Here is a 26,135-nt window from a genome sequence, read left to right as displayed (position 1 = left end):
CACGATAGGCCGTGCCCGGCAGCGGGGAGTGTCGCGTCGGTTGTCGCGCCGGTCAGCTGAACTGGGCGACGCCGGAGGCGAACGAGGTGTCGCAGACGGGGCGCGAGAAGCGGTGCGCGCGCGTCGGGCCGTACTTGTCGACGGCGGCCTTGCCCAGGGTCTTCGCGATGGACATGCAGTGCTTGGCGAGCGACGGGCGTCCCTCGACGGCGCGCTGGAGGTCCGTCAGCGCGACGCCCGGGTCCTTGGCGCGGAGCTCCTGGAGGAGCCGGTCGCGCAGGACGTCCTGCGGGGCGCGCGGCTTCACGGCGGCGTCGGCACCCTTGGCGTCGGAGACGGTGCGGGCCGACGCGGCGAGGAGCTGCGAGTCGGAGTTGCTGGCTGCCCACGGCACGGCGGTGACCGCGAGGGTCCCGGACAGCACCATGACGACGGGCAGTACGAAAGCGAGAGTTCGGCCGATACGGCGCACGGTGTGGGTCACGCAGCGAGCGTAGCGGCCGGTGATGGCGTGGCGACATTACGTCACTCTCGCGGGGGACGGTTCGAGTGTGCTTTTCGAATCGCGTGTTGACGAACCGGAGCGAAATGACCGTTGTGCCGGGGAATTCGCCTCCGCCGTTTCAAACCCCGCACAACGCGGTGGCCCCGCACGGAGATCGTGCGGGGCCACCGTACAGCGTGTGCGACGTCAGTCGGTGAGGCGCTCACCGGTCGACGTGGCGAAGACGTGCAGCTCGTCCGGGCGGGGCACGACGTGCAGCTTGGTGCCCTTCTCCGGGACGGCGCGGCCGCCGACGCGGACGACCAGGTCCTTGTGCTCGCCACCGACCTCGGCGGCACCGTAGACGAAGCCGTCGGCGCCGAGCTCCTCGACCACGTTGACCGAGACGGCCAGGCCGGCCGGGGCGTCCGAGGAGTCCTTGGTGAGGGTCTTCGCGGCGGCGCCGCCGTGCTCGACGATGTCGAAGTGCTCGGGGCGGATGCCGACCGTGACGGTGGTGTCGCCGCGGTTCGCGGCGGCGGTCAGCGCCTCGCGGGAGACCGGGACGACGCTGTTGCCGAACTTCACGCCGCCGTCGGTGATCGGGACCTCGACCAGGTTCATCGCGGGGGAGCCGATGAAGCCGGCCACGAAGAGGTTCGCCGGGCGGTCGTACATGTTGCGCGGCGAGTCGACCTGCTGGAGGAGGCCGTCCTTGAGGACCGCGACGCGGTCGCCCATGGTGAGGGCCTCGACCTGGTCGTGGGTGACGTACACGGTCGTGATGCCCAGGCGGCGCTGGAGCGAGGCGATCTGCGTACGGGTGGAGACACGGAGCTTGGCGTCGAGGTTCGACAGCGGCTCGTCCATGAGGAAGACCTGCGGCTCACGCACGATCGCGCGGCCCATCGCGACACGCTGGCGCTGACCACCGGAGAGCGCCTTCGGCTTGCGGTCCAGGTAGTCGGTGAGGTCCAGCATCTTGGCGGCCTCTTCGACCTTCGCCCGGATGTCGGTCTTGTTCACACCGGCGATCTTGAGCGCGAAGCCCATGTTGTCCGCGACGGTCATGTGCGGGTACAGGGCGTAGTTCTGGAACACCATGGCGATGTCCCGGTCCTTCGGGGCAGGTGCGTGACGTCGCGGTCGCCGATGCGGATCGCACCGCCGTTGACGTCCTCAAGACCCGCGAGCATGCGGAGCGAGGTGGACTTGCCACAACCGGAGGGACCGACGAGGACGAGGAACTCACCGTCCGCGATGTCGATCTCGAGCTGGTCGACCGCGGGCTTCGTGGAGCCGGGGTAGACGCGGGACGCCTTGTCGAACGTGACACTGGCCATGCTGATTCTTCTCCTCCACCGGCAGGAACGTGCCGGACGATCCGTTGTAAGGGAGTGGTCTGGTCCAAACGAGTGAACCTGCAAGGACGCTACCTGGAGGTTTCGAATCTGTCAGTAGTTCACCGGCTGTGAAATTTCGGCACGGTGCCGGGGGCCGGGTTGGTTAGACTGCTCCGGCACGCCTCCTTAGCTCAGCTGGCCAGAGCAACGCACTTGTAATGCGTAGGTCGTCGGTTCGAATCCGACAGGGGGCTCCACCGCCAGGCCGGTCTTCCCCGGCCTGGCTTTTTTCATGCCTCTGTTCCGCGTCGCGTCAGCGGGTAGCAGCCCAATCCGATCAGTGCCGCTGTCAGGTGGCCGATGTCCGTGAAGGTCGGGTTGGTGATCAGGGGGACCGTGTAGATCACCAGGACCGCGAAGAGGTAGGCCGGGCGCCAGGGGCGGGGGACGTAGTAGGTGAGGACCGCGACCACGCCGGCGAGGGCGTAGCTGACGCCCACGTCGAGGGTGTTGGCGGCGGCGGCCGGGGCGTGGCCGTGGCTGATGGCCCAGGCCAGGACGGACTCGCTGACGAGGGTGGCGAGGACGTGCGCGGTCGCGGCGACGGCGAGCCAGCGCAGGGTGCCGAGGCGGCGTTCGGCGGGGGCGTGGAAGACCGTGTAGAGGACGGCGTAGGGCAGCCACTGTCCGCTGTCGATCCAGAAGGCGCTGGTGATGAGGACGCGGACGGGGTTGCGGGACAGCTCGTGGATGTTGGTGGAGCGCTGGCGGAGGAACTCCTCCTCGAAGGCCGGTGACATCTGGTGGACGATCACCGTGGTGACGAAGAGGGCGGTCAGCCAGAGGTACGTGCCGGGGGCGCTGCGGATCCAGGAGCCGAGGGCGCGGAGCAGTCGCCCGGCGGGGGCGGTGCGGGGCCGGGCGGGCGGGGCTGGGTGGCCGGAGGGCATGCCCGATTGACGCACGCTCCTACGATCGGGGGCGTGATCGACATTCCGGATGCGCTCATCGCTACTCAGTCCGCATACAACGGGGAGGCGGGCCGGGCGTTCGTGGCCGCGCTGCCGGGGCTGGCGGCGGAGTTCCTGGAGCGGTGGGGGCTGCGCCGGGACGGCGAGGCGATGTACGGGGTGTGCGCGCTGGTCCTGCCGGTGGTGCGGGCGGGGGACGGGCGGCGGGCGGTGCTGAAGCTCCAGCCGGTGGACGCGGAGACGGCGGGGGAGCCGGTCGCGCTGCGGCTGTGGGGTGCGGCGGGGGCCGGGGCGGTGCGGTTGCTGGCGCACGATCCGGCGACCGGGTCGATGCTCCTGGAACGGCTGGACGGACGCCGTTCGCTGGAGGGCGAGCCGGACGCGGACCGGGCGGTCCGGGTGATCGCGGGGCTGCTGGCGGGGCTGACGGCGGTGCGGCCGGGGTCGGGGGCGCGGATGGGGATGGATGCGGCGGGGGCCGGGGGCGGGGCCGGGGCCGGGGCTGGGGCTGGGCTGCGGGGGCTCGGGGAGGCCGTCGCGCGGATGCTGGCCGCCGCGCCGGACGTCGTGGCGGCGCTGGTGGACGAGGAGGAGCGGGGGCTCGTACGGGACTGTGCGGCGGCGGTGCGTGAGGTGGCGGGGGAGCCGGGGGACCGGCTGCTGCACTGGGACCTGCACTTCGGGAACGTGCTGGCGGGGGAGGGCGGGGCCTGGGTGGCCATCGACCCGAAGCCGTTGGTGGGGGACCCGGGGTTCGAGCTGCTGCCCGCGCTGGTGAACCGTTTCGAGGCGGGCGCGGTGGGGAAGCGGTTCGACGCGATGACCGGGGTGCTGGAGCTGGACCGCGCGCGGGCGGCGGCGTGGACGCTGGGGCGGGTGCTCCAGAACGCGTGCTGGTCGGTGGAGAGCGGGGCGCGGCGGCTGGCGCCGGAGCAGGCGGAGATCGCGCGGGTGGTGCGGGGGTCTGTCCGATCAATGGGCCGGGGGTAGTTGTCGCCGGGGCGATGTTTACGCTGAACGCATGATTCGTACCGCTACCCCCGCCGATGTCCCCGTCATCCACGCCATGGTGCGTGAGCTGGCCGATTACGAGAAGGCGTTGCACGAGGTGCGTGCGACGGAGGAGCAGTTGCGGGAGGCGCTGTTCGGCGAGCACCCGGCCGCGTTCGCGCACATCGCGGAGTCGGACGAGGACGGCGAGGTCGTCGGCTTCGCGATCTGGTTCCTGAACTTCTCGACGTGGCGCGGGGTGCACGGCATCTACCTGGAGGACCTGTACGTACGCCCGGACCGTCGGGGCGGCGGGCACGGGAAGGCGCTGCTGAGGGAGTTGGCGCGGATCTGTGTGGAGCGGGGTTACGAGCGCCTGGAGTGGTCGGTGCTGAACTGGAACGCCCCGTCGATCGCGTTCTACGAGTCGCTGGGCGCGCGTCCGCAGGACGAGTGGACGGTGTACCGGCTGACCGACGGGGCGCTGGCGAAGCTGGGCGGGGCGTGAGGCGGGCGGGGCTTGCCGTCAGGGCCGTGACCGGGCCCGCCGTCAGGGGATGAGGACCACCTTGCCGACGGTGCCCCGGGTCTCCAGGTCGCGGTGGGCGTCGGCGGCGCGGGCGAGCGGGTAGCTCTGGATCGCCGGGCGCAGGTGGCCGGCGGCGGCTTCGGCGAGGGCGCGGGCCTCCAGGGCACGCAGTCCGCCGCCCCGCTTCAGCAGGCCGGGCCCGAGGACGTTCTCGGAGGTGAGGGAGCGGGCGGCGAGTTCACCGGCGGACGGGGTGAACGGGCCGTTGTTGCCGGACCAGCCGTAGACGACGTGCTGCCCGCCCTCGCCGAGGAGGCCGAAGGCGGCGCGGGCGGTGGTGGAGCCGACGGAGTCGTAGAGGACGGTGGCGCGCCGGCCGAGGGCGTCCAGGTGAATGCGGACGTGGCGCGGCCAGTCGGGGCGGGTGTAGTCGACGGCGAGGTCGGCGCCGTTGTCCCGGACGCGGGCGGTCTTGGCGGGTCCGCCGGCCAGGCCGATGACGGTGGCCCCGGCCTTCTTCGCGTACTGGACGATCAGCGTGCCGATGCCTCCGGCGGCCGCGGTGACGAGGGCGACGGAGTCCGGGCCGAGCGGGGTGGCGGCGAGGATGCCGAGGGTGGTGCGGCCGGTGCCGATCATGGCGACGGCCTCCGCGTGGCCCAGTCCCTCGGGCACGGGGTGGAGCCGGTCGGCGTCGGTGACGGCGAGTTCGGCGTAGCCGCCGGGGACGTTGCCGAGGTGGGCGACGACATCGCGGCCGAGCCAGGCGGGGTCGGTGCCTTCGCCGAGGGCGTCGACGGTGCCGGCGACCTCGCGCCCGGGGATGGTGGGCAGCGTGGCGGGGGCCGGGTTGGGGCCGGGGAGTCCTTGGCGTAGCACGGTGTCGAGGAGGTGGACGCCGGCGGCGCGGACGGCGATGCGGACCTGGCCGGGTGCGGGAACGGGGTCCTCGGTCCGCTCGTGGCGGAGTTTCTCGGCGGGGCCGAAGGCGTGGAGGCGTACGGCGTGCATGGCGGGTCCCCCGGGGTGGTGTGGGTGCTGGTGGCCCCAGCCTTTGGCCTCAAGCGCGGTTGAGGTCAAGCGCGGACGGGGCGTTGTCAGTGGCGTGCGTCACGATGGGGGCATGGTGCGCAGTGGTGGTCGGAGCGGTGGGGTGAAGGCGGCGCGGCGGCCGGAGGTGCGGTTGCCGCCGCTGGTGGATTTCGCGCAGGGCGGGCTCGAACCGGACGGGGATTACGACGGGGTGCGGTTCGGGGCGTCGGTGGACCTGGCGGACGCGTCGGGGCGGGGTGCGCGGTTCATGGACTGCGCGCTGGAGGGCTGCGCCCTGGACCGGGCGGAGCTGGTGCGGGCGCGGTTCATCGACTCGGTGCTGACGGGCGTACGGGGTGTGGGCACCGATCTCGCGGAGGCGTCGCTGCGGGACGTCGAGGTGGTGGACGCGCGGCTGGGCGGGACGCAGCTGCACGGCGCGGTGCTGGAGCGGGTGGTGGTGCGGGGCGGGAAGATCGACTATCTGAATCTGCGGGAGGCCCGGCTGACGGATGTCGTCTTCGAGGGCTGTGTGCTGGCTGAGCCGGACTTCGGGGGTGCGCGGCTGACGCGGGTGGAGTTCCGGGACTGCGCGCTGAAGCGGGCGGACTTCAGCGCGGCGCGGATGGATTCGGTGGACTTCCGGGCGGTCGCGGAGCTGGACATCGCGCGCGGGGTGGAACGGCTGGCGGGTGCGGTGATCAGCCCGGTGCAGCTGATGGAGCTGGCGCCGGCGTTCGCGGCGCAGATCGGGGTGCGGGTGGAGGCGTGAGACGCGCGTGGTTCCCCGCCGCCCAGGTCAGAGGCGTGAGACGCGCGACCGGGGGGCCGGTCAGAGGCGAGGGAAGCGGGCCTGGAGGTCCCAGACGGCCGGGTTGTCGGCCAGGCCCTCGTGCATGTCGGCGAGGTCGGCGATCAGGTCGTGCAGGAAGTCGCGGGCCTCGCGGCGCAGCAGGGAGTGGCTGAAGGTGAGGGGAGGTTCTTCGGGGTCCATCCAGTCGGCCTCGATGTCGACCCAGCCGAAGCGGCGCTCGAAGAGCATGCGGTCGGTGGACTCGGTGAAGTCGAGTTCGGCCTGCTGGCGGCGGTGCGAGCGGCTGCCGCGCGGGTCCTGGTCGATCCGTTCCACGATGTCGCACAGCGCCCAGGCGAAGTCGAGCACCGGCACCCATCCCCAGGCTGTGGACACTTCGCGGTCCGCCTTGGTGTCCGCGAGGTAGACGTCCCCGGAGAACAGGTCGTGCCGCAGCGCGCGGACGTCCGCGCGGCGGTAGTCGGTCTGCGGGGGGTCGGGGAAGCGGCGGGAGAGGGAGTAGCCGATGTCGAGCACGGTTCGATGGTGTCATGCCCGGCGTGTCGCCCGTTACGGCAGCAGGCGCTGTTCCTTGGCGACGGCGACGGCGCCCGCGCGGGTGTCGACGCCGAGCTTGTCGTAGATGCGGCCGAGGTGCGTCTTGACCGTGGCCTCGCTGATGAAGAGGGCGCGGGCGATCTCGCGGTTGCCGAGGCCCCGGGAGAGCTGGCCGAGGATGTCGCGTTCGCGGTCGGTGAGGGTGGGGAGGGGTGCGCGCATGCGGGCCATCACGCGGCTGGCGACGGGCGGTGAGAGCGCGGTGCGGCCCTGGGCGGCGGAGCGGATCGCGGCGAACAGCTCCTCGGGGCGCTCGGCCTTGAGCAGATAGCCGGTGGCCCCGGCCTCGATGGCGCGCGTGATGTCGGCGTCGGTGTCGTACGTGGTGAGGACGAGGACGTGGGTGCCGGGGCCGGCCACGATGCGGCGGGTCGCTTCGACGCCGTCGATGCCGCTGCCGAGCTGGAGGTCCATCAGGACGACGTCCGGGGTGAGCCGGGCGGCGAGCGCGACGGCCTCCTCGCCGCTGCCCGCCTCGCCGACGACCTCGATGTCGGGTTCGCTGCCGAGGAGGGCGAGGAGCCCGGCGCGTACGACGGCGTGGTCGTCGCAGAGCAGGATGCGGATGCGGTCTCCGGTCGGGCCGGTGGTCGTGTCCGGGGGCAGGTCGGCGGTCATGCGGGGTCCTGGGGGGTGGGGGCGACGGGGACGGTGGCGGTGACGACGGTGCCTTCGCCGGGGGCCGATTCGATGGTGAGGGTGCCGCCGAGCTGGCGGAGGCGGGCGCGCATGGCGGGCAGCCCGTGGCCGCGCACCCCGCCGGAGGCCGTGGCGGTGGGCGTGAAGCCGTGGCCGTTGTCCGCGATGTCGAGGACGGTGCGGTCGTCCAGGTGCGTCAGCGTGAGGGCGGCCTCGGTGGCGCCCGCGTGCTCGGTGACGTTGGCCAGGGCGCCCTGGGCGATCCGCAGCAGGGCGGACTGGGTGCGGTCGGGCAGGACGGTGTGCGGCGCGCCCTCGATGTGGCAGCGGACGGTGAGCCTGCCCTGCGCCTGGGCCGTTTCGCGGGCGGCGAGCGCGTGCAGGGCCGCGTCGAGGCCGCCGCCCTCGGCCAGGTCGGCGGGGGCCAGGTCGTGGACGAAGCGGCGGGCCTCGGCGAGGTTGCGTTCGGCGATGCCTTCGGCGGTACGGATGTGGCGCCGGGCGGCGGCCGGGTCGGAGTCCCAGGTGCGGTCGGCGGCCTGGAGGAGCATCTGCTGGCTGGACAGGCCCTGGGCGAGCGTGTCGTGGATCTCCATGGACAGCCGCTGGCGTTCGGCGAGGGTGCCTTCGCGGCGCTCGGTGGCGGCGAGTTCGCGGCGGGTGCGGAGCAGGTCGTCGATGAGTTTGCCCTGCCGTACCGCCTGGCGCCGCATGTGGACGAACACGGCGGTGGCGACGGCGGCCACGGCGGGCGGGGCGAGCACCAGGTTGGGGTCGAAGCCGTGCGCGAGGCGGAGCTGCGCGGCGACGACGAACAGGGTCAGCAGGGCGACGAGCGCGTACGCGGCGCGGGGCGGCAGGATGCGCAGCCCGGTGTAGAAGAGCGGCACCGCGCACCAGGCGAAGCTGGGCGCGAGGACGACCACCACCATCCACACGACGACGAGCCCGCCGAGCCAGACGAGGCTGCGGGCGGTGGGGCGCGAGCCGAGCACGGGCCCGACGACGTAGAGCACGGCCAGGGCGACCGAGAGCCCGATGATCCAGGGCGTGCGCGCCTCCCCGGGGTGCCGGAGCAGGAACCGGGCGAGCGAGGCGCCGAGAAGCAGGAAGAACGCGGCGTGCATGAGGAGGGCGAGGGAGCGGGTGTCCCCGTCGTCGTTGCTCCGCTCCGGTACGGGCCGGAGCCCGTCCGCGTACCGCTGCTCCACCTCGTACCCCTGCTCTCCGGTCCCGAAGGGACCCCCGCTGACCTGCGTGGACATTCCATCGTCCCCCGGACGGGCGGCCGCGCATCAACCGATCGGCCGATGGGGACGTCAGCCGTCCCGGGCGCCGGGTCGAGCCGGTACGACGACCGTTCGGGGGCGGTCGCGGGCCAACGATGGATGCAGGACGCGGGAACGACCCCGCTTCCGGATCCCCCCGCTGAGGAGCCCCTGATGAAGAAGATGTCGCTGCGTACCCGTGTCCTGACCGGTGCCGTCGCCGCCGCCGCCCTCGGGGCCGGCACCTTCGGCGCGATGTCCGCGAACGCGTCGACCCCGGCCGCTGCCCCCGCGACCACCGTCAAGGCGGACACCGCGCACCGCAACCTCCAGCAGACGACGCACCTGACGCTCGACGCCGCGACGAAGGCCGCGAAGGCCGCCCTGGACGCGGCGAAGAAGGAGAACCAGCGCGTCGCGGTCTCGGTGGTCGACCGCAACGGCAACACGATCCTGACCCTGCGCGGCGACGGCTCGGGCCCGCAGGCGTACGAGTCGGCCGAGAAGAAGGCGTACACCGCCGTGTCGTGGAACGCCCCGACCTCCGAGCTGGCCAAGCGGCTCGCCCAGGCCCCGAACCTGAAGGACATCCCTGGCACGCTGTTCCTCGCGGGCGGCGCCCCCGTGCAGGTCAAGGGCGCCCCGGTGGCGGGCATCGGTGTCGCGGGCGCCCCGAGCGGCGACCTGGACGAGAAGTTCGCGCAGGCCGGCGTCGCCGCCCTCGCCAAGTAGTACGTACGCACACCTCCCCGGGAGACGGACATGAACGCCCTCGATCACCAGTTGCTCGACGCCGCGCGCACCGGCGACACCGACGGAGTGCGGACCGCGATCGAGGGCGGCGCCCGGGTCGACGCCCGCGACGAGGAGCTGCGCACCCCGCTGCTCCTGGCCGTCCACGGGGACCACGTCGGGGCCGCCCGGCTGCTCGTCGCGGCGGGGGCCGACCCGGACGCGCAGGACCGGCGCGAGGAGAGCCCCTGGTTGGCCACCGGTGTCACGGGCAGCGTGGCGATGATGCGCGTCCTGCTGCCCGCCGGACCCGATCTGAAGCTGCGGAACCGGTTCGGCGGGATCGCGCTGATCCCGGCGAGCGAGCGCGGTCATGTCGCGTACGTACGGGAGCTGCTGAGGGTCACCGACATCGACGTCGACCACGTCAACCGGCTGGGCTGGACCGCCCTGCTGGAGGCCGTGATCCTCGGCGACGGCGGCCGGGCGCACCAGGAGATCGTGGAGCTGCTGCTCGCGGCGGGCGCGACGCCGGGGCTGCCGGACGGCGACGGGGTGACGGCGCTGGAGCACGCGGAGCGGCGCGGGTTCGCGGAGATCGCGGCGCTGCTGCGGGAAGCGTCGTGAGAGCCCGCCCGGCGGCCCTCCTGGCCGCCGTTGCCGCCGCCGCCGTGCTCGCCGGGTGCGCCGCCACCGACGCGCCCGCGTCGCCCGCCACCCCGTCCGCCACTTCTCCCGCCGCGCAGCCGCCCGCCCCGCGCACCACCCCCGAAGGGACCCTGCTCGTCGCCGACTTCGGGGCCGACACCGTGTCCTTCGTGGACCCGGTACGCGGCGCCTTCGACCGGGTGAAGGTCGGCACCGCCCCCTACGGCGTCGCCGTCGGCACGGACGGGCGGGCCTGGGTCACCACCGCCGAGGGCGTCGCGGTCGTGGACACCGGGAAGCGGACGCGGCTGGCCCTGATCCCGTACAGGACGCGGACCGGCCCCGCGACCACCGGTGAATACCGGGGCGGCGGAATGGGTATCGCGCTGGCCCCCGACGGCAGGCACGCGTACGTCGGCGTCAACGTGCCGGACGGCAACGGGGTCCTCGAGGTCATCGACACCGCGACCCGGAAGGTGACCGGCACGGCCCCCGTCGGGCGTCGGCCCTTCGACGTGGACGTGTCGCGCGACGGCTCGGAGGCGTACGCCACCGGGCACGACTCCTTCGACGTGACGTCCGTCCGTACGGACACGCTCCGCGCGCGCCGCATGGAGGTCGCCCCGTACGGCACCGAGGGCGGGCTCGGGTCCTGGCTGAAGCCGCACTACGCGGTGGTCCGGCCGTCCGACGGGAAGCTGCTGCTGCCGTTCGAGGGCGAGCGGCTGGCCGTCCTCGACCCGCGCACCGGGAAGGTCGCCGTCGAGCGGATGACGGCCAACACCCACCAGCACGGCGCGGCGCTCGCCCCGGACGGCACGCTGCTCGTCGTCGGCACCGGCCCGATCGCGTCCGACGACGAGGAAGCCTCACTGACGATCCGAGAACCGGACGGCTCCGAGCGCGTCGTGAAGCTGGACGGCCCGCACGAGGACGTCGCCGTATCGCAGGACGGCCGTACGGCATACGTCACAGGGGGCTTCACCCGGGACGGCTACTGGAACGGCATCACGGTCGTCGCCCTCGACGGGAAGACGCCGCCGGTCCGTCTGGCGGCGGGGGAACGGCCGCTGGGGATCGCGGTGCTGTGAGCCCGGCGCACCACCTCCGGATTACGACATTCCGCACATAGGATCATCGGTGTGGATCATCGAACCCCGGCACGCCGCAGGGCGGCCCGCGCCGCGCTCCCCCTGCTCGCCCTCGCCCTCCTCGCGCCCGCCTGCACGGGCGGGGTGGAGGGCAAGCCGGGTGCGGCCGGGGTGCGCGATCCGTACTTCCCGAAGCTGGGCAACGGGGGCTACGACGTCACGCACTACGCCCTCACGCTCGACGTGGACCCGGACGAGCAGACCCTGCGCGGGACGGCCGAGATCACCGCGCGGGCCACGCAGGACCTCAGCTCGTTCAATCTGGACCTGGCCGGACTGACCGTGGAGTCGGCGACCGTGGAAGGGCGTCCGGCCGCCGTGAACCGGGCGGGCAACGAGCTGACGCTCCGTACGGACGCGAAGGTCGAGGACCGGCTGCGCAAGGGCGAGACGTTCCGTGCCGTCGTGCGCTACTCGGGCTCCCCGAAGACGATCACCGACCCGGACGAGTCCGAGGAGGGCTGGCTGCCGACCGACGACGGGGCGCTGGCCCTCGGTGAGCCGACCGGGTCGATGGCCTGGTTCCCGGGCAATCACCACCCGGGCGACAAGGCCGCGTACGACCTGGCGGTCACCGTCCCGAAGGGGCTGACGGCGGTCTCCAACGGGGTGATGGCGGGTCCGCCGGTCACGGAGAAGGGCCGCACGACCTTCCGCTGGCACACCGCCGAGCCGATGGCGAGCTATCTCGCGACCCTGGCCGTCGGGGAATTCGAGACGAAGACGTCCACGATGGCGGGCGGCATCACGGTGTTCACGGCCGTGGACCCGGAGGTGGCGAAGGCGAGCGCGCGGACGGTCGCCCGGGTCCCGGAGGTCGTGGCATGGGAGGCGGAGCACTTCGGTCCGTATCCGTTCTCCGCGACCGGCGCGATCGTGGAACGCGAGGACGACGCCGGGTACGCGCTGGAGACGCAGAACCGGCCCTTCTTCCCGGGCCCGCCGAGCGTCGGGCTGCTCGTCCACGAGATGGCGCACCAGTGGTTCGGCGACTCGGTGACGCCGGAGAGCTGGCGCGACATGTGGCTGAACGAGGGCCTGGCGACGTACGCGGAGTGGCTGTGGGAGGAGGAGAAGAACGACACCCCGGCCGAGGAGTCGTTCGAGGACGCCTACGAGGACAAGGCCAACTGGGCTTTCCCGCCCGCCGATCCGCCGTCCGCCGCCGCCATCTCGGACGATCCGGTGTACGGGCGCGGGGCGATGGTCATCCACAAGATCCGTGAGGCGGTGGACGACGACGAGGAGTTCTTCGCGCTGCTGCGGGGCTGGACGAAGAAGTACCGGCACCGCAACGCGTCGACGGCCGACTTCACGGCGTACGTGGAGGAGGAGACCGGCCAGGACCTGTCGGACCTGTGGAAGGCGTGGCTGTACGGCAGGAGCCGGCCCGCCGCGGACGGCTGACCGGCTCCCGCTTCTGCTCCCGCGTACGGGTTACTTCACGTTGACGCCGGTCCAGGCGGCGTCGACGGCCTTGAGCTCGGCGCTGTCGGCGCCGTAGAGGTCGGTCGCCGCCTTCTCGGTGGCGGTGCGGGCGTCCGCGTAGTCGGTGGTGGAGGTCATGTACTCGGACAGGGCCTTGTACCAGATCTGGACGGCCTTGTCCCGGCCGATGCCGGTGACGGTGGAGCCGTCGGAGGTCGGGGAGTCATAGTCCACGCCGTTGATGGTCTTCGCGCCGCTGCCCTCGGACAGCAGGTAGAAGAAGTGGTTGGCGACGCCCGAGGAGTAGTGGACGTCGAGGTCGCCGACACCGCTGTCCCAGTAGTCGGCCGAGCCGCCGTCCTTGCTGGGCTTGTCCATGTAGCGCAGCGGGCTGCCGTCGCCGTTGATGTCGATCTTCTCGCCGATGAGGTAGTCGCCGACGTCGGTGGAGTTGTCGGCGAAGAACTCGACGGAGGTGCCGAGGATGTCGCTGGTGGCCTCGTTGAGCCCGCCGGACTCGCCGGAGTAGTTCAGGTTGGCGGTGGACGAGGTGAGGCCGTGGCTCATCTCGTGGCCGGCGACGTCGAGGGCGGTGAGGGCGCTCTTGTTGTCGGCGCCGTCGCCGTACGTCATGCAGAAGCAGCTGTCGTCCCAGAAGGCGTTGACGTACGCGTCGCCGTAGTGGACCCGGGAGTACGCGGCCTTGCCGTCGCCCGCGATGCCGTCGCGGCCGAAGGCGGACTTGTAGAAGTCCCAGGTCTTCGCGGCGCCGTAGTGCGCGTCGACGGCGGCGGTCTGGCGGTCGTTGCCGGTGCCGTCGCCCCAGGTGTCGTCGTCGTCCGTGACGAGGTCGCCGGTGCCGCTCTCACCCTGGTTCAGGTCGTACGTCTTGTGGCCGCCCCGGTCGCCGTCGGTCAGCTCGAAGCCGGAGCCCGACGAGGTGGTGGAGAGGTCGACCTTGCCGCTGTACTGGCTGTTGCCGACGCCGGCGGTCTCGATCTCCTCGTAGCTCTGGAGGACCTTGCCGGTGGTGGCGTCGGTGATGACGCGCTTGCGGCTGGGGGTGCCGTCCTTCTGGACGCCGGTCTTCACGGATTCCAGGGCGAGGACGGGGGTGTCGTCGCCGGCCCAGATCACCTTGCGGGCGCTCGCCGCGGTCTTGATCTTCGGCGTGGTGGACGGCACGGATATGCGGGCGGTGGTCGCCTTGGTGACGCTCTTCAGCTTGCCGTCGGCGGCGGTGTGGGTGACGAGGTCGCCGCCGAGGACGGGCAGCCCGGCGTAGGTGCGCTCGTAGCGGGTGTGGACGGTGCCGTTGGCGTCCTTGATCACGTCACGCGCGATCAGCTTCTCCTCGGCGCCGAGCTTCAGCGCGGAGGCGGTGGTGGAGGCGTCGGACTGGGCGGACTTGATGGCGGCGGTGCGGGCCGAGGCGCTGCTGAAGGCCGAGGTGGCGGAGGAGGAGTCGCCGGGGGTGTTCGGGTGGGCATTCGCCGCACCGGTCTGCATTCCGACGACGACCATCGCGGCCACGGCGGCCAGGGCTGCGGCGCGACGGGTGTTCATGTGGGGGTCATGCAAACTCCGTTGCTCGTTCCGTGGGGGTTACGAGCCGGGAGCCTGCCACCGAATCGGTGCTATTGACGGTGCACCAACAAATGCCTCACATTTCTTTGACCAGTTCTTGTCCGACTGAGGGGCTGTCATGTCCGTTATTCGGCGGCCTTCGACCGGTCATGACCGGATGTCCGGACACGCGGGAGCCCCCGGCCGCAGGACGTTCGGCCGGGGGCTCCTTGTGAGGGCTTGGTGGCGTCAGAGGGTGACGCCGAAGTCCTGGGCGATGCCGCGCAGGCCGGAGGCGTAGCCCTGGCCCACGGCGCGGAACTTCCAGTCGGCGCCGTTGCGGTACAGCTCGCCGAAGACCATGGCGGTCTCGGTGGCGGCGTCCTCGCTCAGGTCGTAGCGGGCGATCTCGGCGCCGCCGGCCTGGTTGAGGATGCGGATGTACGCGTTGCGCACCTGGCCGAAGTTCTGGCTGCGGGTCTCGGCGTCGTAGATGGAGACCGGGAAGACGATCTTGTCGACGTCGGCCGGCAGGCCCGCCAGGTTGACGTTGATCTGCTCGTCGTCGCCCTCGCCGGCACCCGTGAGGTTGTCACCGGTGTGCACGATGGTCTGGTCCGGGGTCGCCTTGTTGTTGAAGAAGACGAAGTGGGCGTCGGAGTAGACCTTGCCGCCGGCGTTGACCGCGATCGCCGAGGCGTCGAGGTCGAAGTCGGTGCCCGTGGTGGTGCGGACGTCCCAGCCGAGGCCGACCGTGACGGCGGTGAGGCCGGGGGCCTCCTTGGTGAGGGAGACGTTGCCGCCCTTGGACAGGCTTACTGCCATGGGAAGTCCCTTTCATCTGTCGGGTGCGGGCTTCGCGGTCACGAAGCTACCGTCACAGGTCATAACGCCGACAGGGGACCGAGAGGTTCCGTCCGCCTTTACTTTCTTTGCCGAATGGCTGCCGGGCCACCGCAAAAAGAGGTGACGAACAGCTGGTGGGGCGGGGAACATGGATGCCATGTCCGGGCCCTATGTCATCCGCGGTTCGGTCTCCCTGCCGGAGGCCGAGCTGATGTGGCGTTTCTCGCGCTCCTCCGGGCCCGGTGGCCAGCACGTCAACACCAGCGACTCGCAGGTCGAGCTGCGCTTCGACCTCGCCGCCACCGAGGCGCTGCCCGAGGTGTGGAAGGAACGCGCGCTGGAAAGGCTGGCGGGCCGGCTGACCGGCGGTGTGATCGCGGTACGCGCGTCCGAGCACCGCTCGCAGTGGCGCAACCGGGAGACGGCCGCCGTGCGCCTCGCGGCCCTCCTGGCGGAGGCGTCCGCCCCGCCGCCCAGGCCGCGCGTGAAGAAGAAGATCCCCCGCGGGATCAACGAACGACGGCTGCGCGAGAAGAAGCAGCGCAGCGATACGAAGAGGGGTCGCTCGGGGCGCGACTGGTAGGGCGGTCTCCGGGCCGGCACCCGGCGCCGCGGCCTGCCCGGCCCGGCGCTGCGGCCTCCGGCGCTGCGGCCTCCGGCGCTGCGGCCCACCCGGCCCCGGCTCCCCGGCTCAGCCCAGCTGCCGGTACTTGCCCCGGAAGTACGTCAGCGGTCCGCCGTCCCCGCTCGGCACCCGCGCCCCCAGCACCCGACCGATCACCAGCGTGTGGTCGCCCGCGACCACCCGCTGCTCCGTGCGGCACTCCAGCGTCGCGAGCGCGCCGCCCGCCAGCGGGGCACCGGTCACCTCGCCGCGTACGTACGGGATGTCCTCGAAGAGCAGCCGGTCGCTGATCCGGCCCTTCATCGCGAACCGGCCCGCGATGTGCCGCTGGCTCTCCGCCAGCACGGACACCGCCCACAGCGGCTGCTCCGCGAGCAGGTCGTCCATCCGGGAGTCGTTGCGCAGGCTCACCATGACCAGCGGCGGGTCCAGGGACACGGACATGAAGGCGGTCGCGGTCATGCCGACGTCCTCACCGCGTCCGCCCTCGTCGAGCGGCGGCTCCTGGGCGGTGACCAGCACCACGCCGGCCGCCAGCCGGGACAGGGCGGCACGGAACTCTTCGTTGCTCACCCCCTCAGCATGGGGGACGGGCTCGGTGCGCGGGGTGGGGGGTTTCGTCTGCAACACACAGGGAACGCTAGCCGCGCCCCGCGCACCCCCGCATCGGGCCAGGGGACCAGCCTGGTCCTAGGACCGCCCGTTTCCGGCACCCTCTGACCTGCCGTGACCACTTCCCGCTCGTTTGTGACTTGAGTCACAGAGTGCAATATTTGCTGACCCTGTGTACCGGGTGCACAGCTCGCTGTGATTCAGTGGCCGTGACACTGCAGTAAGTACGTCACGTACGTCGATATGAATTCTGGAGTGCTGTCGAGGTCTCGGGGAGTGCGAGCGATGGACGCCGAGTCGGAGCCCTACGTCCGTCTCGCGACGATGCGGCAGCTGCACCAGGCGGTCGCCGATCTCAACACGGCGCGGAGCCTGGCCGACACCTTGCAGACGGTGGCCGACGGGATCGTCGCCAATCTCGGCTACGAGCTTGCCTGCGTCAACCTCGTCCGCCCCGACGGCGACCTCGTCGTCGCCGCCCTCGCCGGGAACCACGCCGCCGAGGCCCTGATCACCGGCCGGGTCGGCTCCCGCGCCTCCTGGGAGCGCCGGCTCCTCATGGGCGAGGCATGGGGCGGGCTCCGGTTCATACCGCACACCGAGGGCTGGGTCCTCCTCGACGACGACGTGCCGCAGTGGCACACGGAGGGCCCCGAGCCCCGCTTCGAGGACGAGTGGCACCCCCAGGACCGGCTGTACGCCCCGATGTACGCGTCCGGCGGCGGCTCGGACCTCCTGGGCGTCATATCCGTCGACCGGCCGCGCAACGGACGCCGCCCGGGCGCCTGGGGCCGCGAGGCGCTCCATATGTACGCCTCGCAGTCCGCCATCGCGATCAGCAACGCCAGGCTCCGGGCCAACATGCAGCGGGCCCTGGTCCGGCTGGAGCGCGAGCAGCAGGCGCTCCGGGCCAGTGAGGAATCCTTCCGCCAGGCATTCGAGTACGCCCCCAGCGGCATGGCGATCGCCGAGCTGGGCGGCGACCAGCAGGGGCGGCTGCTGCGGACGAACGACGCGCTGTGCCGGCTGCTCGGCCGCCCCGCGTCGGTGCTGCGCCGCTACTCCTTCGCCGACCTGGTCCACCCCGAGGACATCGGCACCCTGCTCCGTACCTCCGCCGAGGGCGGCCGGGCCGAGCTGCGGCTGGGCCGGCGGGACGGCTCCTACCTGTGGGTGTCGCTGCGCAACTCCGTGGTCGCGGACACGGCGGACGGGCCGCGCTTCCTGCTGACGCACGTCGAGGACATCGAGGAGCGCAAGCGCCATGAGCTGAACCTCGCCCACCGCGCCTCGCACGACGCGCTCACCGGTCTGCCCAACAGCGCGGAGCTGCGGACCCGGCTCGGCGCCCGGCTGTGCGCCCGCCCGGACGCGGCGGCGACGACGGACGTGGAGGCGGTGGACGCGGCGTACGGGGACGTGGACGAGGCGCGGGGGCACTACCCGGTCGGCGGTCCGGGTGCGCATCCCTTCGACCACCATGTGCACGCCGTGGCGCCGGACACATCGCGGGACGACGGGGCGAAGGGGCTCGCGGTCCTCTTCTGCGACCTGGACGGCTTCAAGTCGATCAACGACCGCTTCGGGCACCACACGGGCGACGCGGTGCTCATCGAGGTGGCCCGGCGGCTGACCACCTGCGTCCGGGACGGGGACACCGTCGCCCGGCTCGGGGGTGACGAATTCGTCGTCCTCGCGGACGGGCTGGGCGCGGCGGACGCGGCTGACCTGGCCGTTCGCCTGCGAAATGCCATCATTCCGCCCATTCGGGTCGACGGTCGCGCGGTGCGCGTGGGAGCGAGTTTCGGCATCGGCTGGGCGGCCTGCGGGATGACCGCGGAAGAGGTGCTGCGCTCCGCCGACCAGCGGATGTACGTGGAGAAGCGGTCGCGGTCGAAGGTTCACCGCAGAGCCGGCTGACGTTCTTCCGCGCGTCCCCGCCCGGGTTCCCGCCGAGGTCCTTGTCAATTCTTGACATCGTCCATTCGAGGTAGGCTCGGCCGGTCGGCGACGGCCGGCGCTATTCGGCGACGGCTGACGACATGGTGAGGAGTGACCCAGGGATGGCCGGGAACAACGGCGCGAGCACACCCGAGGACGACGATCCGTTCGGCTACCTCTACGCGGACGGGCAGGCGGCCGGTGCGCAGCCGCCGGGGCAGGGCGGCTACGGCTACCCGGGTCCCGCCGCCCAGCCGGGTGTGCCCCGGACCTCGTACAACCAAGTGCGGACCGTCGGCGAGCGCCAGTACGGGCAGCAGGTGCCGCAGCAGCAGGCGTACGGCTACCCTCCGCAGGCGCCCCAGGGCCAGTACGGTCAGCCCAGCCCGCAGTACGCCGCTCCGGAGACGTATCCCGGCGGCGCGGCCACCACGCAGGTGCCGCAGCAGGGCGGTCGCGGCGGCGGTTCCGGCAAGGGCGGCCCGAACACCAAGGGCCTGCTGATCGCGGCGGTCGCGGTCGTCGCGGTGGTGCTCATCGGCATCGGCGCGGCGCTGATGACGAGCGACGGCGACAAGGACAAGAAGGCCGAGGCGAACTCCTCGCAGGAGCCCGGCTCGCAGGTCGAGGAGTCCCCGACCCCGAAGCCGTCCCAGTCCTCCTCGGCCCCGGCGGAGCTGCCGAAGCAGGACGCGGCCTCGCTGCACCTGGGCGGCACGGCGCAGCTCGACAACTCCGTGAAGGGCGCCAAGAGCGCGAACGGGCAGTACATCAACCTCAACGAGGTGGGCCGTTCCGCGACCTGGACGGTGGAGGTGCCGGAGGCCGGTGAGTACACGCTGTTCGTGACGTACGGCGTGCCGGGCAAGGACGCCAAGACCTCGCTGACGGTCAACTCCGAGGACCCGCGCGCCATCAACATGAAGAACTTCGCCAACGCCCCCGAGGGCGATCTGGAGAAGGGCTGGACGACGACGTACGCCTACGTCAACCTCGTCAAGGGCCAGAACACGCTGATGATCTCGTGCAACGAGGGTGATCAGTGCGACGCCAACCTGGACCAGCTGTCGCTGAAGGCCGGTCACCAGACCCGCTGACCGTACGGCGCACGACGTGCACGGCCCCCTCGCCTCCGGGCGAGGGGGCCGGTGCGTTTTCCGGGTCCGCTCAGCCCATCAGGGCGAGGAAGGCGGCGACCGTGGCGGCCATGGCCTCGCGGCCGGGGGCGATGTACTTGCGGGGGTCGACGCCCGTGGTGTTCTCGGCCAGGTGGGCGCGGACGGCGCCGGTGAACGCGGTGTTCAGGGCGGTGCCGACGTTGATCTTGACCATGCCGGAGGCGGCGACGGCCTGGCGGATCTCCTCGTCCGGGACGCCGCTGGAGCCGTGCAGGACGAGCGGGACGGGGACGGCGGCGCGGAGCCGGCCGATCAGCTCGTGGTCCAGGGCGGCGGTGCGCTCGGTCATGGCGTGCGAGGAGCCGACCGCGACGGCGAGGGCGTCCACGCCGGTCGCGGCGACGTACGCCGCGGCCTCGTCCGGGTCGGTGCGGACGCCGGGGGCGTGGGCGTCGAGCGGGGCCTCGCCCTCCTTGCCGCCGACCTTGCCCAGCTCGGCCTCGATCCAGATGCCGCGCTCGTGGCCCCAGGCGACGGCCTCGGCGGTGGCCCGGACGTTGTCCTCGTAGGTGAGCTTGGACGCGTCGAACATCACGGAGCCGAAGCCCTCGTCGTGAGCCTGGTGGAGCAGGTCCACGGACTCGACGTGGTCGAGGTGCAGGGCGAGCGGCGCGGAGGAGGTCCGGGCGACGGCGGCGGCGGCCGCGGCTATGGCGGTGAGCCGGCCGCCGTGGAACTTCACGGCGTTCTCGGAGATCTGGAGGATGGCGGGCGCGCCGGCGCGCTCGGCGCCGGTGGCGATGGCCTCCGCGTGTTCCAGGGTGATGACGTTGAAGGCGGCGATCCCGCGTCCCCGGGCCTGGGCGGCCGAGACGAGTTCACCGGTGCTGACGAGCGGCATTGCTGACCTCTGTGGTTTCTCCGGGCCCGGCGGACGGGCCCGGTGCGGGGCGGGGCTCGGCGCTCAGGCCGCCCCCGCTGCGTGTTCCTCGATGGCGACGCGCGGCAGCAGCTCCTCGTACGCCGTGCGGTCGAAGTCGCCCGCCGTGGGGGCCAGCACGGTCGCCGTCGACAGTGCCACCGCCCGGCGCAGCCGGTCCGGCCAGCTCAGGGACTCCGCGAGCCCGGAGAGCAGCCCGGCCACGGCGGAGTCGCCGGCTCCGGTCGGGTTGCCCTTGACGGGCGCGGGCGGCGAGGCCCGCCAGACGCCGTCCGGGGTGACGGCGAGCATGCCGTCCGGGCCGAGCGAGGCGATGACGCCGTGGGCGCCCCGGCGGCGGGCGTCGCGGGTGGCGCGCAGGGGCTCGCGGGAGCCGGTGAGCTGGGCGAGCTCGTCGGCGTTCGGCTTGATCAGGTCGGGGCGGGCGGCGATGCCCCGGCGCAGCGGTTCGCCGCTGGTGTCCAGGAGGACGGGGACGCCGGCGGTGCGGGCGAGCCGGACGAGTTCGCCGTACGCGCCGACGTGGATGCCGGGCGGGAGGCTGCCGCACAGGGCGACGGCGTCGGCGGTCTTCAGCAGCTCCGCGTACGCGCCGAGGAGGGCGGTCCACTCGTCGGCGGTGACGTGCGGTCCGGCCTCGTTGAACTGGGTGGTGTCGCCGGTGGCCGCGTCGACCACGGCGAGGGTGCGGCGGGTGTCGCCGGAGACGGGGACGAGCGCGTCGGTGAGGGTGGCCTTCTGCCGGGGGAGTGCGGCGAGCAGGTCGCGCAGGACGGTCCCGGTGGCGCCGCCGGCGAAGCCGGTGACGACGGTGTCGTGGCCGAGGGCGGTGAGGACGCGGGCGACGTTGAGGCCCTTGCCGCCGGGGCGCTCGGAGAGGTCGGTGACCCGGTGGCTGGAGTGCGGCACGAGGGCGGGGACGGAGTAGGTGAGGTCGAGTGCCGTGTTCAGCGTGACCGTGAGGATCACCGCGGCCGCCCTTTCGCGTTCGTTCCGTGCCAAGCGCTGTTTCCTTGCCGGAACGCGCTTTCCGTGCTGGTTTCCCAGGCGATCATGCCAAAGAGGGGGCGGTCGGCCCAGACCTCGGGGCCAACCGCCGTCTCTTCGTTACGTGGGGGTCAGCTCGTCGCGGTCTCGGGGCGGACGATCCACTCGCCCTTGCGCATGACGCCCTTGAGGCGGAAGTCCTCGTCGAGAACGACCAGGTCGGCGTCCTTGCCGGGCTCCAGCGAGCCGACCTTGTCGTACACGCCGAGGAGTCGCGCCGGGTTGGCGGAGATGGACGTGACCACGTCCTCGACCGGGATGCGGTCGATGGTCACGGCGCGGTGGAAGGCGGTGTCCAGGGTGAGGGTGGAGCCGGCGATGGAGTTGCCCTCGACCAGCCGGGCGACGCCGTTCTCGACGTTCACGGCGAGCGGGCCGAGCTGGTAGCGGCCGTCGCCGAAGCCGGCCGCGTCCATGGCGTCGGTGATGAGGGCGACACGGTCGGCGCCCGCGTGGTGGTAGGCCAGTTCGAGCGCGGCCGGGTGCAGGTGCGTGCCGTCGTTGATCAGCTCGACGGTGACCCGCTCGTCCTCCAGGAGGGCGGCGATCGGGCCGGGCGCGCGGTGGCCGATGGCCGGCATCGCGTTGTAGAGGTGCGTGGCGACGGTGGCCCCGGCGTCGATCGCCTCGACGGTCTGCTCGTACGTGGCGTCGGTGTGGCCGATGGCCGCGATGACGCCGTGCTCGGCGAGCAGCCGTACGGAGTCGATGCCGCCGGGCAGCTCGGTCGCGAGGGTGAACATCTTCGCGGTGCCGCGCGCCGCGTCCATCAGCTTGCGGACCTCGGCCGGGTCCGGGTGGCGCAGCAGGGCCTCGCTGTGGGCGCCCTTGCGGCAGGGGGAGATGAAGGGGCCCTCGAAGTGGATGCCGGCGAGGTCGCCCTGTTCGACCAGTTCCGAGAGGATGCCGGCGCGCTCGGCGAGGAAGTCCATCTCGCCGGTGACCGTGGAGGCGACGAGGGTGGTGGTGCCGTGCTCGCGGTGGGTGCGGACGCCGGTCAGGACCTCGTCCACGGTGCCGGAGGTGAAGGACGCGCCGCCGCCGCCGTGGTTGTGCATGTCCACGAAGCCGGGGACGATCCAGTGCCCGGAGAGGTCCAGGACCGGGGCGTTCTCGGCCTGGGTGCCGGAGATGCGGGTGCCTTCGACGGTCACCCGGCCGTTCTCGACGGTGCCGGTGGGCAGTACCACCCGGGCCCCTGCGAGAACGGTGCTTTCTGCGCGTCCGGCCATCAGGCGGATACCTCCGTGGAGAGTAGATCCCAGGCGAGCAGCCCTGCGCCCAGGCATCCGGCGGTGTCCCCGAGGGCCGCCGGGACGATGTGGGGCAGCTTCTGGAACGTGACGCGTTCCTCGACGGCCGCACGGAGTGGTGTGAACAAGGTTTCCCCGGCCTCGGCGAGCCCGCCACCGATGATGAGCGTGCGCGGGTCCAGCAGGGTGAGCGCGGTGACGAGTCCGGCGGCGAGCGCGTCGACGGCGTTCTGCCAGACCTCGACGGCCTTCGGGTCGCCGGATTCGACGGCCTTGGCGCAGTCGGCGGCGTCCGCCGTCGGGTCGCCGGAGGCGGCCGCCCAGGCGCGGCTGACGGCGGAGGCGGAGGCCAGGGTCTCCAGGCAGCCGCGCTGGCCGCAGCCGCAGTCCGGGCCGTCCGGCCGGATCACGATGTGGCCGATCTCGCCCGCGTAGCCGTGGGCGCCCTCCTCGATCGCACCGGCGATGCCGATGGCTCCGGCGATCCCGGTGCCGAGCGGGATGAAGAGGAAGCGGTCGGCGCCCTGACCCGCGCCGATCCGGCCCTCGGCGAGCCCGCCGGTGCGCACGTCGTGGCCGAGCGCCACGGGCACACCGCCGAGCCGTTCGCCGAGCAGCTGCCGCATGGGCACGTCGCGCCAGCCCAGGTTCGCCGCGTAGACGGCGATGCCCTTCTCCGCGTCCACGATGCCGGGCACGGCGACACCGGCCGCGAGGGCGCTCTCGCCGAAGTGCTCCTCGCCGTACGCGCGGAGGTCGGCGGCGAAGGCGAGGATCGACTCCACGACGGCGTCGGGGCCGCGCTCTCTGCCGGTCGCGCGCCGTGCCTCGTGGAGCAGGGCGCCGTCGGCCCCGACCAGTGCGGCCTTCATCCCGGTGCCGCCCACATCGAGGGCGATGACGTGTTTCACGTGGAACAGTTTCGCCCGAGCGACCCAAAAGGTCTAGTCCACTAGTGCTGTTTGTTGCGCATCCATACAAAATCCCGGGTACCCGGTGACGGCTACTCCGGCAGGATCACGCTGCGCGAGAGGTTGCGCGGGTGGTCGGGGTCGTAGCCCTTGGTCTCGGCCAGGACCACCGCGAGCCGCTGCGCGCGGATCAGGTCGGCCATCGGGTCCGCCGTCCCGTGGGCGACCAGCGTCCCGCCGACCGCCGCGACCTCGCCGGCCAGGCCCTCGGGCAGGGCGCCGAAGACCCAGGCCACCCGGTTCGGGCCGGTGATCGCGATCGGGCCGTGGCGGTACTCCATCGCCGGGTACGACTCGGTCCAGGCGCCCGCCGCCTCGCGCATCTTCAGCCCGGCCTCCTGGGCGAGGCCGTAGGTCCAGCCGCGCCCCAGGAACGTCCACTGCTCGGCCGCGACCACCGCCTCGGCCAGCGGCTCGGTCACCGCCAGCTCCGCGTCGACCGCCGCCTCGGCCACGGTCTTCACGCCCGCCGGAAGCGGACCGGCCGCCTCCAGGCCCGCCCGCAGGAAGGCGAGCGCGGTCGTCGCGAACCGGGTCTGGACCACGGACTCCTCGTCCGCCCAGTCCAGCACCGCGACCGCGTCGGCGGCCTCCATGACCGGCGTCTTCGGGTCGCCGGTCAGCGCGACGGTGGGGACGCGCCCGCGCAGCTCGCCGAGGAGCGCCAGCACCTCGCTCGTCGTACCGGAGCGGGTGATCGCGACGACCCGGTCGTACGGCCGTCCCACCGGGAACTCCGAGGAGGCGTACGCGTCCGTCTCGCCCTGCCCCGCGGCCTCCCGCAGGGCCGCGTAGGCGATGGCCATGAACCACGAGGTGCCGCACCCGGTGACGGCGACACGCTCGCCCGGCTTCGGCAGCCCCTCGAACTCCGCGCCCGCCTGTGCGGCGCGCCGCCAGCAGCTGGGCTGGGTGGCAATCTCGGATGCGGTACGCGACATGCGGAGCGGCTCCTTGCGGCTGGGCGCGGTCGGGGCGACGGGGCGGACCGGTACGGGAACTGACGTACCGTCGGTTAAAGGTCTGGACCAATAAGGCCCTTGCGTCGAGACCTACTTAGCAGCCGCCGCGGGCCCCGTGCAATGCTGCTGCGTTGTGGAAGCGATACCTCCGTGGTGTAGACCTCTATGCCGGTGGCGGGCAAAATCGCAGCTCACCCGGAGTGCCCCGTACGGATGCGGGAACTGCGGGCAGTGCAATCGACGAGGACGGACTGAGCTGTGCAGCGGCGTTACTTGGGACTGACGGCGGCTGTCGCCGTACTGGGGATGACGGCGACGCTGTCGGGCTGTGGCGCGAGCGGCGGCTCCGGCGATGTGACGCTGAAGCTGGTCGCGGCCGACTACGGGACGAGCGCGGCGAACAAGTCCGACAAGTACTGGGACGACGTCGCCCGCGGCTTCGAGTCGTCCCACCCCGGCATCAAGGTCGACGTGACCGTCCTGCCCTGGACCGACATCGACCGCGAGGTCGCCAAGATGGTCAAGGACGGCAAGGCCCCCGACATCGCGCAGATCGGCGCCTACGCCGACTACGCGAAGGCCGGGAAGCTCTACTCCGCCGACGAGATGCTGAGCATCCCCACCCAGGCCAACTTCCTGCCGAAGCTGATCGACGCGGGGCAGGTCAACCGCATTCAGTACGGGCTGCCGTTCGTCGCCTCCACCCGGCTGCTCTTCTACAACAAGAAGCTCTTCTCGCAGGCCGGCCTCGACGCCCCCGAGACCTGGAGCGACATAGCCTCCGACGCCGCCGCGCTCAAGCAGCGCGGGGTGTCCTACCCCTTCGCGCTGCCGCTCGGTCCGGAGGAGTCCCAGGCCGAGACCCTGATGTGGATGCTCAGCGGGGGCGGCGGCTACACGGACGAGGTCGGCTCGTACGACATCGCCTCCGAGGAGAACGTCAAGACGTTCGACTGGCTGAAGTCGCACCTCGTGGACAAGGGCCTCGTCGGACCGGTCGCCCCCGGCAAGCTGAACCGCGCCAAGGCGTTCGAGGAGTTCTCGAAGGGGAAGGTCGGCATGCTCAACGGCCACCCCACGCTGATGGAGGAGGCGCAGAAGCAGGGCGTCCAGGTCGGCATGGTCCCGCTGCCCGGCGAGAACGGTCCCACCGACGGGTCGATGGGCGTCGCCGACTGGATCATGGGCTTCAAGCAGAACGATCACCGGGTCGAGATCGGCAAGTTCTTCGACTACCTGTTCACCGACAAGAACGTGATCGAGTTCGCCGACATGTACGACCTGCTGCCGCCCACGAACAGCGCGTCCGCGGCGATGGAGGACGACGCGAAGTACAAGCCGCTGCACCAGTTCCTGGCGGCGCTGCCGGAGTCGGAGTTCTACCCGTTCGGCAAGACGTCCTGGGCGGCGGCGAGCGAGTCGATCAAGGAGAACATCGGCAAGGCGGTCGAGCCGGGGGGCAGCCCGCGGAGCGTGCTGGAGCGGATAGCGCGGGATGCGACGCAGGCGGAGGCGGCGGAGTAGCCTCCGCGTTCCGTGGGGGTGGGGCGCGCCATATATTGGCTGATATGACCGCCCACCCCCGAATGGCCCCGCCGAGTCCGCGCCGCTCTCCGACCGCGACCGCG

25 protein-coding genes, 1 tRNA gene and 1 pseudogene are annotated in these 26,135 nt (G+C 72.2%); 12 read left to right on the top strand and 15 right to left on the bottom strand.

Features of this window, described 5'->3' with window-relative positions; genetic code table 11:
* Positions 1-52: 52 nt before the first annotated feature.
* Both NEH16_RS14405 and NEH16_RS14400 read right to left on the bottom strand, forming a co-directional pair.
* Complete coding sequence (locus NEH16_RS14405; protein WP_073964750.1) at positions 53-484, bottom strand: hypothetical protein; 432 nt, start codon at positions 482-484, stop codon at positions 53-55.
* 207 nt (positions 485-691) lie between these two features.
* Positions 692-1,827: pseudogene (locus NEH16_RS14400) on the bottom strand (ABC transporter ATP-binding protein).
* Between the two features lie 180 nt (positions 1,828-2,007).
* On the opposite strand from NEH16_RS14400, the gene NEH16_RS14395 reads away from it, so the two are divergent.
* Positions 2,008-2,084: transfer RNA gene (locus NEH16_RS14395), tRNA-Thr, on the top strand.
* A 33-nt stretch (positions 2,085-2,117) separates the two neighbouring features.
* Here NEH16_RS14395 and NEH16_RS14390 read toward each other — a convergent pair.
* Positions 2,118-2,777 carry a rhomboid-like protein gene (locus NEH16_RS14390; RefSeq protein WP_265547191.1) on the bottom strand — a complete coding sequence of 220 codons (660 nt, stop codon included), beginning with the start codon at positions 2,775-2,777 and terminating at the stop codon, positions 2,118-2,120.
* A gap of 33 nt (positions 2,778-2,810) precedes the next feature.
* Between NEH16_RS14390 and NEH16_RS14385 the strand changes: the two genes are divergently transcribed.
* Both NEH16_RS14385 and NEH16_RS14380 read left to right on the top strand, forming a co-directional pair.
* Complete coding sequence (locus NEH16_RS14385; RefSeq protein WP_265542679.1) at positions 2,811-3,788, top strand: aminoglycoside phosphotransferase family protein; 978 nt, start codon at positions 2,811-2,813, stop codon at positions 3,786-3,788.
* A gap of 31 nt (positions 3,789-3,819) precedes the next feature.
* Positions 3,820-4,296 (top strand): GNAT family N-acetyltransferase, encoded by a 477-nt coding sequence (locus NEH16_RS14380; RefSeq protein ID WP_265542677.1) that lies wholly within the window; start codon positions 3,820-3,822, stop codon positions 4,294-4,296.
* 42 nt (positions 4,297-4,338) lie between these two features.
* Here NEH16_RS14380 and NEH16_RS14375 read toward each other — a convergent pair whose 3' ends face one another.
* Positions 4,339-5,328 carry a zinc-binding dehydrogenase gene (locus NEH16_RS14375; RefSeq protein ID WP_265542675.1) on the bottom strand — a complete coding sequence of 330 codons (990 nt, stop codon included), beginning with the start codon at positions 5,326-5,328 and terminating at the stop codon, positions 4,339-4,341.
* 112 nt (positions 5,329-5,440) lie between these two features.
* On the opposite strand from NEH16_RS14375, the gene NEH16_RS14370 reads away from it, so the two are divergent.
* Positions 5,441-6,121, top strand: a complete 681-nt coding sequence (locus NEH16_RS14370) for a pentapeptide repeat-containing protein (protein ID WP_265542673.1) — start codon at positions 5,441-5,443, stop codon at positions 6,119-6,121.
* A gap of 60 nt (positions 6,122-6,181) precedes the next feature.
* Here the strand turns inward: NEH16_RS14370 and NEH16_RS14365 are convergent, their stop codons facing one another.
* From NEH16_RS14365 to NEH16_RS14355, 3 genes are read right to left on the bottom strand one after another with little or no spacing between them, the layout of a single operon-like run.
* Positions 6,182-6,679 (bottom strand): hypothetical protein, encoded by a 498-nt coding sequence (locus tag NEH16_RS14365; RefSeq protein WP_265542672.1) that lies wholly within the window; start codon positions 6,677-6,679, stop codon positions 6,182-6,184.
* 33 nt (positions 6,680-6,712) lie between these two features.
* A complete protein-coding gene (locus NEH16_RS14360; protein ID WP_265542670.1) occupies positions 6,713-7,378 on the bottom strand; it encodes a response regulator in 666 nt (221 codons plus the stop codon).
* Positions 7,375-8,610 (bottom strand): sensor histidine kinase, encoded by a 1,236-nt coding sequence (locus tag NEH16_RS14355; protein WP_265547190.1) that lies wholly within the window; start codon positions 8,608-8,610, stop codon positions 7,375-7,377. The genes NEH16_RS14360 and NEH16_RS14355 overlap by 4 nt, the downstream gene beginning before the upstream one ends.
* A gap of 231 nt (positions 8,611-8,841) precedes the next feature.
* On the opposite strand from NEH16_RS14355, the gene NEH16_RS14350 reads away from it, so the two are divergent.
* The 4 genes from NEH16_RS14350 to NEH16_RS14335 are packed head-to-tail and all read left to right on the top strand — an operon-like array spanning position 8,842 to position 12,605.
* The gene (locus tag NEH16_RS14350) at positions 8,842-9,399 is read left to right on the top strand and encodes a GlcG/HbpS family heme-binding protein (protein ID WP_265542668.1); all 558 of its coding nucleotides are present in this window, start codon (positions 8,842-8,844) and stop codon (positions 9,397-9,399) included.
* A gap of 30 nt (positions 9,400-9,429) precedes the next feature.
* Entirely contained in the window at positions 9,430-10,026 is a 597-nt protein-coding gene (locus NEH16_RS14345; protein WP_265542665.1) for an ankyrin repeat domain-containing protein, read from the top strand.
* Positions 10,023-11,138: a YncE family protein gene (locus tag NEH16_RS14340; protein WP_265542663.1), complete on the top strand. Its 1,116-nt coding sequence runs from the start codon at positions 10,023-10,025 to the stop codon at positions 11,136-11,138. The genes NEH16_RS14345 and NEH16_RS14340 overlap by 4 nt, the downstream gene beginning before the upstream one ends.
* Before the next feature lie 51 nt (positions 11,139-11,189).
* A complete protein-coding gene (locus NEH16_RS14335) occupies positions 11,190-12,605 on the top strand; it encodes a M1 family metallopeptidase (RefSeq protein ID WP_265542661.1) in 1,416 nt (471 codons plus the stop codon).
* A gap of 30 nt (positions 12,606-12,635) precedes the next feature.
* On the opposite strand, the gene NEH16_RS14330 is transcribed toward NEH16_RS14335, so the two are convergent.
* Positions 12,636-14,192, bottom strand: a complete 1,557-nt coding sequence (locus tag NEH16_RS14330) for a M4 family metallopeptidase (protein WP_265542660.1) — start codon at positions 14,190-14,192, stop codon at positions 12,636-12,638.
* A 249-nt stretch (positions 14,193-14,441) separates the two neighbouring features.
* Positions 14,442-15,017, bottom strand: a complete 576-nt coding sequence (locus tag NEH16_RS14325) for a TerD family protein (protein WP_073964738.1) — start codon at positions 15,015-15,017, stop codon at positions 14,442-14,444.
* A 169-nt stretch (positions 15,018-15,186) separates the two neighbouring features.
* Here NEH16_RS14325 and arfB point away from each other — a divergent pair, with 169 nt between their 5' ends.
* The gene (gene arfB / locus NEH16_RS14320; protein ID WP_073964737.1) at positions 15,187-15,621 is read left to right on the top strand and encodes an alternative ribosome rescue aminoacyl-tRNA hydrolase ArfB; all 435 of its coding nucleotides are present in this window, start codon (positions 15,187-15,189) and stop codon (positions 15,619-15,621) included.
* A gap of 108 nt (positions 15,622-15,729) precedes the next feature.
* Here the strand turns inward: arfB and NEH16_RS14315 are convergent, their stop codons facing one another.
* A complete protein-coding gene (locus tag NEH16_RS14315; RefSeq protein WP_073964736.1) occupies positions 15,730-16,236 on the bottom strand; it encodes a flavin reductase family protein in 507 nt (168 codons plus the stop codon).
* A 324-nt stretch (positions 16,237-16,560) separates the two neighbouring features.
* On the opposite strand from NEH16_RS14315, the gene cdgB reads away from it, so the two are divergent.
* Positions 16,561-18,195, top strand: coding sequence for a diguanylate cyclase CdgB (gene cdgB / locus NEH16_RS14310; RefSeq protein WP_073964735.1), 1,635 nt, complete (start codon positions 16,561-16,563; stop codon positions 18,193-18,195).
* 143 nt (positions 18,196-18,338) lie between these two features.
* Positions 18,339-19,313: a carbohydrate-binding protein gene (locus NEH16_RS14305; RefSeq protein ID WP_265542653.1), complete on the top strand. Its 975-nt coding sequence runs from the start codon at positions 18,339-18,341 to the stop codon at positions 19,311-19,313.
* 70 nt (positions 19,314-19,383) lie between these two features.
* Here the strand turns inward: NEH16_RS14305 and NEH16_RS14300 are convergent, their stop codons facing one another.
* The 5 genes from NEH16_RS14300 to NEH16_RS14280 all read right to left on the bottom strand — a co-directional run bounded on the left by NEH16_RS14300 (position 19,384) and on the right by NEH16_RS14280 (position 24,486).
* The gene (locus NEH16_RS14300) at positions 19,384-20,235 is read right to left on the bottom strand and encodes a class II fructose-bisphosphate aldolase (protein WP_073964733.1); all 852 of its coding nucleotides are present in this window, start codon (positions 20,233-20,235) and stop codon (positions 19,384-19,386) included.
* A 63-nt stretch (positions 20,236-20,298) separates the two neighbouring features.
* On the bottom strand, positions 20,299-21,243 hold the full coding sequence (locus NEH16_RS14295; RefSeq protein ID WP_265547189.1) for a 1-phosphofructokinase family hexose kinase: 945 nt from the start codon (positions 21,241-21,243) through the stop codon (positions 20,299-20,301).
* Positions 21,244-21,392: 149 nt separating this feature from the next.
* Positions 21,393-22,553 (bottom strand): N-acetylglucosamine-6-phosphate deacetylase, encoded by a 1,161-nt coding sequence (gene nagA, locus NEH16_RS14290; protein ID WP_073964732.1) that lies wholly within the window; start codon positions 22,551-22,553, stop codon positions 21,393-21,395.
* Positions 22,553-23,446, bottom strand: coding sequence for an ROK family protein (locus NEH16_RS14285; RefSeq protein ID WP_242441995.1), 894 nt, complete (start codon positions 23,444-23,446; stop codon positions 22,553-22,555). Before NEH16_RS14285 ends, nagA begins: the two co-directional genes overlap by 1 nt.
* A gap of 131 nt (positions 23,447-23,577) precedes the next feature.
* Positions 23,578-24,486, bottom strand: coding sequence for an SIS domain-containing protein (locus NEH16_RS14280; RefSeq protein ID WP_265542648.1), 909 nt, complete (start codon positions 24,484-24,486; stop codon positions 23,578-23,580).
* A 327-nt stretch (positions 24,487-24,813) separates the two neighbouring features.
* Here NEH16_RS14280 and NEH16_RS14275 point away from each other — a divergent pair, with 327 nt between their 5' ends.
* Positions 24,814-26,031, top strand: a complete 1,218-nt coding sequence (locus NEH16_RS14275) for an ABC transporter substrate-binding protein (protein ID WP_073964729.1) — start codon at positions 24,814-24,816, stop codon at positions 26,029-26,031.
* The last annotated feature ends 104 nt before the right edge of the window (positions 26,032-26,135 follow it).

The sequence above is a fragment of the Streptomyces drozdowiczii genome (genome assembly GCF_026167665.1).
Lineage (GTDB): Bacteria > Actinomycetota > Actinomycetes > Streptomycetales > Streptomycetaceae > Streptomyces > Streptomyces drozdowiczii_A.
Note: the sequence above shows the minus strand (reverse complement) of the source record. Positions and strands in the feature narration are given on the sequence as shown.

Bases quoted from the DNA above. Each gene is read 5' to 3' on its own strand.
- NEH16_RS14370 (WP_265542673.1), top strand. From the start codon at position 5,441: ATGGTGCGCAGTGGTGGTCGGAGCGGTGGGGTGAAGGCGGCGCGGCGG.
- NEH16_RS14390 (WP_265547191.1), bottom strand. From the start codon at position 2,777: ATGCCCTCCGGCCACCCAGCCCCGCCCGCCCGGCCCCGCACCGCCCCC.
- NEH16_RS14325 (WP_073964738.1), bottom strand. From the start codon at position 15,017: ATGGCAGTAAGCCTGTCCAAGGGCGGCAACGTCTCCCTCACCAAGGAG.
- arfB (WP_073964737.1), top strand. From the start codon at position 15,187: ATGGATGCCATGTCCGGGCCCTATGTCATCCGCGGTTCGGTCTCCCTG.
- nagA (WP_073964732.1), bottom strand. From the start codon at position 22,553: ATGGCCGGACGCGCAGAAAGCACCGTTCTCGCAGGGGCCCGGGTGGTA.
- NEH16_RS14305 (WP_265542653.1), top strand. From the start codon at position 18,339: ATGGCCGGGAACAACGGCGCGAGCACACCCGAGGACGACGATCCGTTC.
- NEH16_RS14285 (WP_242441995.1), bottom strand. From the start codon at position 23,446: ATGAAGGCCGCACTGGTCGGGGCCGACGGCGCCCTGCTCCACGAGGCA.
- NEH16_RS14345 (WP_265542665.1), top strand. From the start codon at position 9,430: ATGAACGCCCTCGATCACCAGTTGCTCGACGCCGCGCGCACCGGCGAC.
- NEH16_RS14275 (WP_073964729.1), top strand. From the start codon at position 24,814: ATGACGGCGACGCTGTCGGGCTGTGGCGCGAGCGGCGGCTCCGGCGAT.
- NEH16_RS14350 (WP_265542668.1), top strand. From the start codon at position 8,842: ATGAAGAAGATGTCGCTGCGTACCCGTGTCCTGACCGGTGCCGTCGCC.
- NEH16_RS14380 (WP_265542677.1), top strand. From the start codon at position 3,820: ATGATTCGTACCGCTACCCCCGCCGATGTCCCCGTCATCCACGCCATG.
- NEH16_RS14300 (WP_073964733.1), bottom strand. From the start codon at position 20,235: ATGCCGCTCGTCAGCACCGGTGAACTCGTCTCGGCCGCCCAGGCCCGG.
- cdgB (WP_073964735.1), top strand. From the start codon at position 16,561: ATGGACGCCGAGTCGGAGCCCTACGTCCGTCTCGCGACGATGCGGCAG.
- NEH16_RS14375 (WP_265542675.1), bottom strand. From the start codon at position 5,328: ATGCACGCCGTACGCCTCCACGCCTTCGGCCCCGCCGAGAAACTCCGC.
- NEH16_RS14360 (WP_265542670.1), bottom strand. From the start codon at position 7,378: ATGACCGCCGACCTGCCCCCGGACACGACCACCGGCCCGACCGGAGAC.
- NEH16_RS14280 (WP_265542648.1), bottom strand. From the start codon at position 24,486: ATGTCGCGTACCGCATCCGAGATTGCCACCCAGCCCAGCTGCTGGCGG.
- NEH16_RS14330 (WP_265542660.1), bottom strand. From the start codon at position 14,192: ATGAACACCCGTCGCGCCGCAGCCCTGGCCGCCGTGGCCGCGATGGTC.